The 10,907-nt window shown below is 70.3% G+C and carries 10 protein-coding genes; all 10 read right to left on the bottom strand.

All coding sequences use genetic code 11. The features are described from left to right. On the bottom strand, nucleotides 1–1,910 hold a 1,910-nt coding region (locus AB0J66_RS24595), incomplete at its 3' end, for an ATP-dependent Clp protease ATP-binding subunit (RefSeq protein WP_364664718.1). Between the two features lie 347 nt (nucleotides 1,911–2,257). Then, a complete protein-coding gene (locus tag AB0J66_RS24590; RefSeq protein ID WP_364664715.1) occupies nucleotides 2,258–2,614 on the bottom strand; it encodes an Lsr2 family protein in 357 nt (118 codons plus the stop codon). Between the two features lie 122 nt (nucleotides 2,615–2,736). Next, a complete protein-coding gene (gene lysS, locus AB0J66_RS24585; protein ID WP_364664713.1) occupies nucleotides 2,737–4,245 on the bottom strand; it encodes a lysine--tRNA ligase in 1,509 nt (502 codons plus the stop codon). A 55-nt stretch (nucleotides 4,246–4,300) separates the two neighbouring features. Continuing rightward, entirely contained in the window at nucleotides 4,301–5,059 is a 759-nt protein-coding gene (locus tag AB0J66_RS24580) for a type III pantothenate kinase (protein ID WP_364664710.1), read from the bottom strand. Between the two features lie 33 nt (nucleotides 5,060–5,092). After that, nucleotides 5,093–5,947, bottom strand: a complete 855-nt coding sequence (gene nadC / locus AB0J66_RS24575; RefSeq protein ID WP_364664707.1) for a carboxylating nicotinate-nucleotide diphosphorylase — start codon at nucleotides 5,945–5,947, stop codon at nucleotides 5,093–5,095. After that, nucleotides 5,944–7,590: an L-aspartate oxidase gene (locus AB0J66_RS24570; RefSeq protein ID WP_364664705.1), complete on the bottom strand. Its 1,647-nt coding sequence runs from the start codon at nucleotides 7,588–7,590 to the stop codon at nucleotides 5,944–5,946. Before AB0J66_RS24570 ends, nadC begins: the two co-directional genes overlap by 4 nt. A gap of 61 nt (nucleotides 7,591–7,651) precedes the next feature. Next, nucleotides 7,652–8,560 carry a septum formation family protein gene (locus AB0J66_RS24565; RefSeq protein ID WP_364664704.1) on the bottom strand — a complete coding sequence of 303 codons (909 nt, stop codon included), beginning with the start codon at nucleotides 8,558–8,560 and terminating at the stop codon, nucleotides 7,652–7,654. A 73-nt stretch (nucleotides 8,561–8,633) separates the two neighbouring features. Further along, nucleotides 8,634–9,059: an aspartate 1-decarboxylase gene (gene panD / locus AB0J66_RS24560; protein WP_364664702.1), complete on the bottom strand. Its 426-nt coding sequence runs from the start codon at nucleotides 9,057–9,059 to the stop codon at nucleotides 8,634–8,636. Continuing rightward, the gene (panC, locus tag AB0J66_RS24555; RefSeq protein WP_364664700.1) at nucleotides 9,059–9,892 is read right to left on the bottom strand and encodes a pantoate--beta-alanine ligase; all 834 of its coding nucleotides are present in this window, start codon (nucleotides 9,890–9,892) and stop codon (nucleotides 9,059–9,061) included. Before panC ends, panD begins: the two co-directional genes overlap by 1 nt. Before the next feature lie 64 nt (nucleotides 9,893–9,956). Continuing rightward, nucleotides 9,957–10,820, bottom strand: a complete 864-nt coding sequence (locus AB0J66_RS24550; protein WP_364664698.1) for a Rossmann-like and DUF2520 domain-containing protein — start codon at nucleotides 10,818–10,820, stop codon at nucleotides 9,957–9,959. Between the last annotated feature and the right edge of the window lie 87 nt (nucleotides 10,821–10,907).

Raw genomic sequence — 10,907 nt, 5'->3', positions numbered from 1 at the left:
TGCAGCAACGTGTTGAACACATCCGGGTGGGCCTTCTCGATCTCATCGAACAGCACCACGCTGAACGGCTTACGCCGCACCTTCTCCGTCAGCTGACCACCCTCGTCATACCCGACGTAACCGGGAGGGGCACCGACGAGACGGGACACGGTGTACCGGTCGTGGAACTCCGACATGTCCAGCTGGATCAGCGCGTCCTCGGAGCCGAACAGGAACTCGGCGAGCGCCTTGGACAGCTCGGTCTTACCGACACCGGACGGGCCGGCGAAGATGAACGAGCCGGACGGGCGCTTCGGGTCCTTGAGGCCGGCCCGGGTGCGGCGGATGGCCTTGGAGACGGCCTTGACCGCGTCCTCCTGGCCGATGACGCGCTTGTGCAGCTCGTCCTCCATGCGCAGCAGCCGGGAGGTCTCCTCCTCGGTCAGCTTGTACACGGGGATGCCGGTCCAGTTGCCCAGGACCTCGGCGATCTGCTCGTCGTCGACCTCGGAGACGACGTCGAGGTCGCCGGCCTTCCACTCCTTCTCCCGCTGCGCCTTCTGGCCCAGCAGCTGCTTCTCCTTGTCGCGCAGCTGCGCGGCCCGCTCGAAGTCCTGCGCGTCGATCGCGGACTCCTTGTCCCGGCGGACCTGAGCGATGCGCTCGTCGAAGTCGCGGAGGTCCGGCGGCGCGGTCATCCGGCGGATGCGCATCCGCGCGCCCGCCTCGTCGATCAGGTCGATCGCCTTGTCCGGCAGGAACCGGTCCGAGATGTACCGGTCGGCCAGCGTCGCCGCGGCCACCAGGGCGGCATCGGTGATGCTGATCCGGTGGTGCGCCTCGTAGCGGTCGCGGAGGCCCTTGAGGATCTCGATGGTGTGGGCCAGGGACGGCTCGCCGACCTGGATCGGCTGGAAGCGGCGCTCGAGAGCGGCGTCCTTCTCCAGGTGCTTGCGGTACTCGTCCAGGGTGGTCGCGCCGATGGTCTGCAGCTCGCCGCGGGCCAGCATGGGCTTGAGGATGCTCGCCGCGTCGATCGCGCCCTCGGCGGCGCCCGCACCGACCAGGGTGTGGATCTCGTCGATGAACAGGATGATGTCGCCGCGGGTGCGGATCTCCTTGAGCACCTTCTTCAGGCGCTCCTCGAAGTCACCGCGGTAGCGGGAACCGGCGACCAGGGCGCCGAGGTCGAGCGTGTAGAGCTGCTTGTCCTTGAGCGTCTCGGGCACCTCGCCCTTGACGATGGACTGCGACAGCCCCTCGACGACGGCGGTCTTGCCGACGCCGGGCTCGCCGATCAGCACCGGGTTGTTCTTGGTGCGGCGGGACAGCACCTGCATGACCCGCTCGATCTCCTTCTCGCGCCCGATGACCGGGTCGAGCTTGCCCTCGCGGGCGGCCTGGGTCAGGTTGCGGCCGAACTGGTCGAGCACCAGGCTGGTCGACGGCGCGGCCTCGCCCGCCGCCGCGCCGGCCGCGGCCGGCTCCTTGCCCTGGTAGCCCGAGAGCAGCTGGATGACCTGCTGACGGACCCGGTTGAGGTCGGCCCCCAGCTTCACGAGGACCTGGGCGGCGACGCCCTCACCCTCGCGGATCAGGCCGAGCAGGATGTGCTCGGTGCCGATGTAGTTGTGGCCGAGCTGCAGCGCCTCACGCAGCGACAGCTCGAGAACCTTCTTGGCGCGGGGCGTGAACGGGATGTGCCCGCTCGGCGCCTGCTGACCCTGGCCGATGATCTCCTCGACCTGCTGCCGCACTCCCTCGAGAGAGATGCCGAGGCTCTCCAGAGCCTTGGCGGCGACGCCCTCACCCTCGTGGATCAGGCCGAGCAGGATGTGCTCGGTCCCGATGTAGTTGTGGTTGAGCATCCGGGCCTCTTCTTGGGCCAGGACGACAACCCGTCGCGCTCGGTCGGTGAACCGCTCGAACATGCCCTCGTGCTCCTCACGTGCCGTGCGCCAATGTGACTGGCGGGGCCAGCGCACTCGGCATCGGTGATGCCCGTGCTGTTACTACTCTATCGCCGCTGGGTGGTTCTGCTGGGTCCTCGCGGTCCCTTGAAACCGTCCGCAACGTTGATTTAGCCAACTTCGCACGCTCAGCGGCTGTTCCCCCAGCCGAACGACTACGCGGACAGCGAAATCCCCGGAAAGCTCTGTCCACAGCCTGTGGACAACACCCCTCGGCCTGTGGATAACTCTACGGACCCTCACCGAAGAACGACCGAAAGACGCGGAAGGCCCGCCGCGCACCGCGCGACGGGCCTCCCGAAGATCCATCAGGCCCTCCCGGGGCCCTTGCTGTGGAACTCGTCGACGATCTCCTGCGGGATCCGGCCCCGGTCGGAGATGTCCTTGCCGGCCTTCTTGGCCCAATCCCGGATCGCCTTGTTCTGCTCCCGGTCGGCCGTCGCGCCGCCGCGGCCACGAGCCGCCCGGCCACCGACGACCACGCCGCCCCGGGCGACCTTGGAACCGGCCGACAGGTACGGCTCGAAGAGCTCCCGCAATTTGGCGGCGTTCTTCTCCGAGAGATCGATCTCGTACTGAATGCCGTCGAGCGCGAACTTCACGGTCTCGTCGGCGTCACCTCCGCTGAGGTCATCGACCAGCTTGTGAATGATCTGCTTGGCCACGCGCCGCAATCCTCCCGAGCACAGGTTCTCCCCTTAAAGCAACGCACAGACAATAACGCCAGGGCGGCGCGGTGCGTCAATGGCGGTCAGAACATTTCGGCGACAGTCTTAGCCGGGCCGCCTTACTCGGGCCGCACGAGCGGGAAGAGGATCGTTTCCCGAATGCCGAGGCCGGTGAGCGCCATCAGAAGCCGGTCGATTCCCATTCCCATCCCGCCGGTCGGCGGCATTCCGTACTCCATGGCCCGCAGGAAATCCTCGTCGAGCTGCATGGCCTCGGCATCGCCGCCGGCCGCGAGCAACGACTGGGCGACCAGCCGCTCGCGCTGCACCACCGGGTCGACGAGCTCGGAATAGGCGGTGGCCAACTCGAAGCCCATGACATAGAGGTCCCACTTCTCGGTGAGACCGGGCGTTTCCCGGTGTGCGCGGGTCAGCGGAGCGGTCTCTTCGGGATAATCCCGTACAAAAGTCGGCTCCTGCAGGGTGTGCTGCACGAGGTGCTCGAACAGCTCCTCGGCGAGCTTGCCCGGGCCCCACTTCGGGTCGACGGAAAGGTCGTGCTTTTCCGCATACCGCTGGAGTTGCGCGAGATCGGTCTCGATGGTCACTTCTTCGCCGAGCGCGGCCGAGAGCGAACCGAAGAGCGTGACCGTCGCCCACTCGCCACCGAGATCCAACTCGCGACCGTCGAAGTGGGTCACCACGTGCGATCCGGTGATCGCCGCCGCGGCTTCCTGAATCCACTCGCGGACCTGCGTCTGCATCACGTTGTAGTCGGCGTAGGCCTGGTACGCCTCGAGCATCGCGAACTCCGGTGAGTGGGTGGAGTCCATACCCTCATTACGGAAGTTGCGGTTGATCTCGAAGACGCGGTCGATGCCACCGACGGCGGCGCGCTTCAAAAACAACTCCGGCGCGATCCGCAGATAGAGATCGGTATCCAGGGCGTTGCTGTGCGTCACAAAAGGCCGGGCCGCCGCGCCGCCGTGCAGCAACTGCAACATTGGCGTTTCCACCTCGAGATAATCGCGGCGGAACAGCGACTCGCGCAGGCTGCGAACAACCGTCGCGCGGGTCCGCACCGTTTCCCGGGCCTGGGGGCGCACGATCAGATCGACATAGCGCTGGCGGACCCGCGTCTCCTCGGAGAGCGGCTTGTGGGCCACCGGCAGGGGGCGCAGCGCCTTGGCGCTCATCTGCCACGTGCTCGCGAGCACGGACAGCTCACCGCGCCGGCTGGTGATCACCTCGCCGGTGATGGCGACCAGGTCACCGAGGTCGACCAGCTGCTTCCAGTTGGTCAGGGCCTGCTCGCCGACCTTGTCGAGCGAGAGCATGGCCTGCAGCTCGGTGCCGTCGCCGTCGCGCAGGGTGGCGAAGCACAGCTTTCCACCGTTACGAATGAAGATCACGCGGCCGGTGATCGAGACCTGGTCACCGGTGGCGTGGTCGATCGGCAGCTCCACGTACTTCTCGCGGAGCTCCTTGAGCGTCGCCGTCCGAGCAACGGTCACCGGGTAGGGCGCGATGCCCTCGGCGAGCAGCCGGTCCCGCTTCGACCGGCGGACCCGCATCTGCTCGGGTAGGTCCTCGGCGGGGTCAGTTGCGGGCACATTCTGCTCGGTCACGGCACGACTCTCTGTACGGCTGGCATGTGGGCCCTGAAAGCCTACTCAGCCGCTGTCAGACGTTCCTCTCATATACCATCCGCAGCCCGATCAGCGTGATCATCGGCTCGTGGGCGGTGATCGTCTTGCACTCGTCCTTGACCAGACCGGCCAGGCCACCGGTGGCGATCACGGCGCTCACCGGCCCGATCTCCTCGATCATCTTGGTGACGATGCCGTCGACCTGGCCGGCGAAGCCGAAGTACATGCCGGACTGCAGGCACTCGACGGTGTTCTTGCCGATCACCGACTTGGGCTTGGCCGGCTCCACCTTGCGGAGCTGGGCGGCCCGGGCGGCCAGGGCGTCGAAGGAGATCTCGATGCCGGGGGCGAAGGCGCCACCCAGGAACTCGCCCTTGGCGCTGATCACGTCGAAGTTGGTCGTGGTGCCGAAGTCGACCACGATCGACGGTCCGCCGTAGAGGGCATGGGCGGCGAGGGTGTTGACCACGCGGTCGGCCCCGACCTCCTTGGGGTTGTCGATCGCGAGCTGGACGCCGGTCTTCACCCCGGGCTCGACGATGACGTTGGGCAGGTCGCCGTAGTAGCGGGCCAGCATCGTCCGCAGGCTGCGCAGGGCGGCCGGCACGGTCGAGCAGGCGGCGACGCCGGTGATCTCCACCGCGTCACCGGCCAGCAGGCCGCGGAACATCAGGCCGAGCTCGTCGGCGGTGGAGCGGGCGTCGGTCTTGATCCGCCAGTTGTGCACGAGCTTGTCGCCGTCGAAGGTCGCCAGCACCGTGTTCGTGTTACCGATGTCAATACAGAGCAGCACGGTGCGGTCCCTTCCACAAACGGCTAGTGGGAATCATGGTCGCAGGTCCAGAGCGATGTCGAGGATGGGCGAGGAGTGCGTCAGGGCGCCCACCGAGAGATAGTCGACCCCGGTCGCCGCGTAGGCCTCGGCCGTCTGCAGCGTGAGGTTGCCGGTGGCCTCGAGCTCGGCCCGGTCGCCCACGGCCTCGACCACCTCGCGCAGGGCCTCGGGGGTCATGTTGTCGCAGAGCAGGAAGGTGGCGCCGGCGTCGACCGCCTCGTGGGCCTCGGCCAGGGTGGTGACCTCGACCTGGACGGGCACGTCGGGGAACCGCTCACGGACCAGGCGGTAGGCGGCGGTGATGCTGCCGGCGGCCAGCTTGTGATTGTCCTTGATCATGGCGACGTCGTAGAGGCCCATGCGTTTGTTGGTGCCCCCGCCGGCGCGGACCGCGTACTTCTCCAGGGCGCGCAGCCCGGGCGTGGTCTTGCGGGTGTCCAGGACGGTGGCCTTGGTGCCCTCGAGCAGGTCGGCCCAGCGGCGGGTGTGGGTGGCGACCCCGGACATGCGGCTGAGCAGGTTGAGCGCGGTGCGCTCGGCGGTCAGCAGGGAGCGGGTCGGGCCGCTGACCACGGCCAGGACGTCGCCGCGGGTGACCCGGGCCCCCTCCGCCACGAGCTGGTCGAAGGTGGCCGTGCCGCCCGAGGTCACGGCGAAGACCTGGGCCGCCACCGGCAGGCCGGCCACGACACCGTCGGCCCGGGCCACCAGCTCGGCCGTGTCGGTCTGGCCGCCGGGGATGGTGGCCTCGCTGGTCACGTCGCGCGGCGGGTCGCCGAGATCCTCGGCCAGCGCGGTGTAGACGACCCGCTCCACCTCGGCCAGGTCGAGTCCTTGGGTGATCACGGCATCTCCTCGAAGGTCTGGGTCAGCTGGGCCTTGCGGTCGAGGGTGTGGAGCAGATGACCGCGCCACTCGTCCTCGGCGACCGGGTGGTCCTCGCGCCAGTGGCAGCCCCGGGTCTCGCGGCGGGTGCGGGCGGCGGCGACCAGCACCGTGGCCACGGTCAACAGGTTGGTCGACTCCCAGGCCGCGTTGTGCGGGGTGGTGCGCTGCTCGGCGAGCCGGGCCAGCTCCTTGGCGGTGGCGGTCAGCGAGTCGGCCGAGCGCAGCACGCCGGCCCCGCGGGTCATGGCCCGCTGCAGCTCGGCGCGGACGGCCGGGTCGGCCACCCAGCCCGGGCCGGCCGCGGCGGGCGCCGGGTCGGCCTGGGCCGGCAGGTCGCGGGCGATGTCGTCGGCGATGCGGCGGGCGAAGACCAGGCCCTCGAGCAGGGAGTTGCTGGCCAGGCGGTTGGCGCCGTGGACGCCGGTGCAGGCCACCTCGCCGCACGCGTAGAGGCCCGGGATGCTGGTGCGGCCGTGGAGGTCGGTGCGGACGCCGCCGGAGGCGTAGTGGGCGGCGGGGGCGACCGGGATGAGCTCGGTGGCCGGGTCGATGCCGGCGGCCCGGGTGGAGGCCACGATGGTCGGGAAGCGGTGCTCCAAAAAGTCGTTGCCGAGGTGGCGGGCGTCCAGGTAGACGTGGTCGGCGCCGGTGGCCCGCAGCACCCGGTGGATGCCCTTGGCCACCACGTCGCGCGGGGCCAGCTCGGCCAGCTCGTGCTGGCCGACCATGAAACGCCGGCCGGTCTCGTCGACCAGGTGGGCGCCCTCGCCGCGCAGGGCCTCGGAGATCAGTGGGCGCTGGACCGAGGAGAGATCGGCGGTCACGAACGAGGTCGGGTGGAACTGGACGAACTCGACGTCGGTGACCACGGCCCCGGCCCGCAGGGCCAGGGCCACGCCGTCGCCGGTGGAGACCGACGGGTTGGTCGTCGAGGAGTAGATCTGGCCCATGCCGCCGGTGGCGAGCACGACCGCGCGGGCCAGGATGGCGCCGACACCGTCCTCGCTGCCCTCGCCGAGCACGTGCAGGGTGATGCCGCAGGCCCGGCCGTCGGGCGCGCGCAGCAGGTCGAGGACCAGGGCGTGCTCGACCAGCCGGATCCACGGGTCGCGGTGCACGGCCTCGTGCAGCGCGCGCTGCACCTCGGCCCCGGTGGCGTCGCCGCCGGCGTGCACGATGCGATCGGCGCGGTGGCCGCCCTCGCGGGTCAGCATGAGCGAGCCGTCGGCGTGGCGGTCGAAGGCGGCGCCCAGCCGCATCAGCTCACGGACCCGGGCCGGGCCCTCCTCGACCAGCACCCGCACCGCGGCCGGGTCGCACAGGCCGACGCCGGCGATCTCGGTGTCGTTGGCGTGGGCGGCCGGGGTGTCCAGCGGGTCGAGGACCGCGGCGATCCCGCCCTGGGCCCAGCGGGTGGAGCCGTCATCGATGTTGACCTTGGTGACGACGGTGACGTGCAGGCCCTGCTCGCGCAGGTGGAGCGCGGCGGTCAGGCCGGCGACGCCGGAGCCGACGACCAGCACGTCGGTGGTCTCGCTCCATCCTGGGTCGGCGGCGGCGAGCCGGCGCGGCAGCTCCGGGAGATCCGCGAGAGGTGACATCTGCTCAGTACACCCCGCGGGTACGACAGTTTCGCGGCGGGGGCGGCATCAGTGGCAACGGTTACTTGTACTGGATCGGCAGGCTCTTGACGCCCTTGCCGCGCAGCGACGTGGTGAGCTCGGAACCCTCGAGCCAGAGGTAGCAGCGCACCCCACGGTCGCCCAGCGCCCAGACGTCGGCGCCGCCGGGCAGCGAGACCACACCCGTACGGTATTGAAGGTCCTTGTCGTTGGGCACGCCGGCGTAATCGGCGATCAGCGCGCGGCAGCCGTCGTGGAACCGGGCCCAGCCCTTGGTGTCCTTGGGGTATTCCAGGTCCTGGGCGATCCACAGGCCGGCGAACTCGCCGTTGTGCTTGGCCGTGCAGTCGACGCCGGGCATGGTGGCGATCGAGCCGTTGCCGTCGAGCTGGATCGCGTAGCAGCCCAGCAGCAGCTCCGAGGTGCCGTCGGCGAGCTCGTCGCGCAGGCTGGTGTCGCGCTGCACCAGGCTCCCGTCGTCCTCGACCGAGCTCAGCTCCAGCACCTCACAGCGGTACCAGCGGGCGCCGCCGGACCAGGCGGCGGCGGTCGGGCGGGTGACGCCGATCCAGAGCCGGGCGCTGCGCCACGGGCCGCCGACATAGGTCGTCGTCTTCTGGTCGCAGACCTGGTAGGCGGAGCGGGCCCCGGCCGAGCCGTCGGCCGGGGGCTCGTCGGCGTCGGCCGCCGGTGACTCGAAGGTGCCCACGTAGACCGTCTCGGTCCGGTGCCGCAGCGAGCAGTCGATCTCCTCGTACGTGCTCCGGGCGCCGACGGCGCTGAAGTTGGCGCCGTGGCAGGCCCCCGCGGTCGGCTCGAAGCCGGTGGCCGGCGCCATCGCGCCCCACCCGTTGGTCAGGTCGCCGTCGACGCCGCTGGGGCGCCCGCACCCCGCGGTCAGCAGGATCGAGGTGACAACGGCGAGCCCGATGCCCAGCCGGTGTCGCATCTACCTCCGCCTTCCGAACGCGCCCATGCCCGGACCCGATCATATGGTGATCAACCGGGCATGGGATGGCGTTTCAGCCGAGGAGCGTCAGGTCACCCCGTACGAGACCATCGGCCATCCCGGGCACGGCGGCGGCCGGATCGGCGCCGAGTTCGATGATCCTGTTGGTGGCATCGACGTGCACCACGCGCGGCTGGTAGGAGCGCGCCTCGGCGTCGTCCATCTGGCCGTACGAGATGAGGATGACCAGGTCACCGGGGTGCACCAGATGGGCCGCGGCGCCGTTGATGCCGATCACGCCGCTGCCGCGCTCACCCGGGATGACGTACGTCTCGAGGCGGGCCCCGTTGGTGACGTCGACGATCGCGACCTGCTCACCGGGCAGCAGATCGGCCGCCTCGAGCAGGTCCAGGTCGACCGTCACAGAGCCGACGTAGTGCAGGTCGGCCTGGGTCACGGTGGCTCGGTGGATCTTGGACTTGAGCATGGTGCGGAACATCAGGCGGCCTTTTCCAGAGTCAGGGGCATGTTGTCGATCAGGCGGGTGGTGCCGACCCGGGCCGCCACGAGCAGGCGGGCCGGACCCTCGGCGGGCGCGGGGCCGAGGTCGGCGCCGGTCAGGGACAGGTAGTCGACGCGTACGGCCGGCTCGTCCTCAAGGATCTTGGTGGCGGCGGCCAGGGCGGAGCCGGCGTCGGCGTGCGCGGCGCCCTCCCGCAGGGCCCGGGAGAGCGCCAGGGCGGCCCGGCGCTCGTCGGCCGAGAGGTAGCGGTTGCGGCTCGACATGGCCAGGCCGTCCGGCTCACGCACGGTCGGCACGCCGACGATCTCGACGCTCAGCTCGAGGTCGTAAACCATGCGGCGGATCAGGGCGAGCTGCTGGAAGTCCTTCTCGCCGAAGAAGGCCACGTCGGCCCGGGTCAGCATGAGCAGCTTCTGGACGACCGTGAGCATGCCGGAGAAGTGGCCGGGACGGCTGGCGCCCTCGAGGATCTCGCCGAGCGGACCCGCGTTCATGGTGATCGCCGGCGCGCCGCCCGGGTACATCTCGTCGCGGCCGGGGGCGAAGACGACGTCGACGCCCTCGGCCCGGCAGGCCTCGACGTCGGCCTCCAGCGTGCGCGGGTACTTGTCGAAGTCCTCGTTCGGGCCGAACTGCAGCGGGTTCACGAAGATCGTGACGATGACGAACTGGGCCCGCTCGCGGGCCGCCCGCATGAGCTGCCGGTGCCCGTCGTGCAGGGCGCCCATGGTCATCACCACCGCGACCCGGCCGTTGGCGTGCGCGACGTCCTGGGCGAGCTCGGCCCGAGTGTGGATCAGATACGTCATGCTGAGCCTCCTTTGACATGCCCTCCTGGCCCTACGCCCCGCCCACTCGCTCCGGTGCAGTCGGTCATGCCGGGCTCCCCACCTGGACACGAGAGAGAACATCCAAGAGCAACGCGGCGTCCTGCGGCCTCAGGCGGCCGGCGGCGATGGCACGGTCGGCGGTCCGCCGGGCCAGAGCCAGATACGCCGGTACGGCCTCAGGCGGCATCCGGTCGAGATGCTTGCCCACGGTTCCGGCGTCACCCCGCGAGACCGGGCCGGTCAGCGCGGCGTCGCCCAGGCGCAGGGCGTTGTCCAGCGCGGCGTGCAGCAGCGGCGACAGGATCCGATCGGGGTGCTCGATGCCGGCCGTACGCAACAGGTCGGCGGCCTCGTTGACCAGCGTGACCAGGTGGTTCGCCCCGTGGGCGAGGGCCGCGTGGTAGACCGGCCGGGCATTCTCGGCGACCCACTCGGGCACCCCACCGAGGTCGGCCACGAGCCGGGTGGCGAACGCCCGGTCGTTCGTGGTGACGCCCCAGGCGATGCCGGGCAGGCGGTCGAGGTCGGTCGCGGCGCCGGTGAAGGTCATCGCGGGGTGCAGGGCCATGCCCTCTACATCGCCCAGAACGGCGACGCCATGAGCGCCGGACGTGTGGGCGACGACCTGGCCCGGGCGCAGCGCGCCGGTCGCGGCCAGGCCGGAGACGACGCCGGCCAGGGCGTCGTCGGGCACGGACAGCAGCAGAAGGTCGGTCGCGGCCCGGGCCACCTCGTCGGCCGGGCGGATCGCGGCCCCCGGCAGGAGGCGGGCGGCCCGCTCGCGGGAGGCGGCGGAGACGGCCGCGGCGGCTACGACGTCATGCCCGGCGGCGCTGAGGGCGGCACCGAGAACGGCGCCCACCCGCCCGGCGCCGACCACGCCGACGGTCAAGCGATATGTGCTCATGTACAAGATCCAGTCCACTAGTGCGGGTACCGGTCGTGGCGCCAGTATGCGCCGCTGTAACACGCGCGTGACAAGACCATGTGAAGA

The organism is Actinoplanes sp. NPDC049598, from assembly GCF_040675435.1.
In the GTDB taxonomy this organism is placed as follows: Bacteria; Actinomycetota; Actinomycetes; order Mycobacteriales; family Micromonosporaceae; genus Actinoplanes.
The sequence above is the reverse complement of the archived record's forward strand: the minus strand, read 5'-3'. Positions and strand labels throughout refer to the sequence as shown.

What these genes read in the sequence shown, in the direction of transcription:
- AB0J66_RS24550 (WP_364664698.1), bottom strand. Translation starts at nt 10,820, where the DNA reads ATGAGCACATATCGCTTGACCGTCGGCGTGGTCGGCGCCGGGCGGGTG.
- panD (WP_364664702.1), bottom strand. Translation starts at nt 9,059, where the DNA reads ATGTTCCGCACCATGCTCAAGTCCAAGATCCACCGAGCCACCGTGACC.
- AB0J66_RS24570 (WP_364664705.1), bottom strand. Translation starts at nt 7,590, where the DNA reads ATGTCACCTCTCGCGGATCTCCCGGAGCTGCCGCGCCGGCTCGCCGCC.
- panC (WP_364664700.1), bottom strand. Translation starts at nt 9,892, where the DNA reads ATGACGTATCTGATCCACACTCGGGCCGAGCTCGCCCAGGACGTCGCG.
- AB0J66_RS24565 (WP_364664704.1), bottom strand. Translation starts at nt 8,560, where the DNA reads ATGCGACACCGGCTGGGCATCGGGCTCGCCGTTGTCACCTCGATCCTG.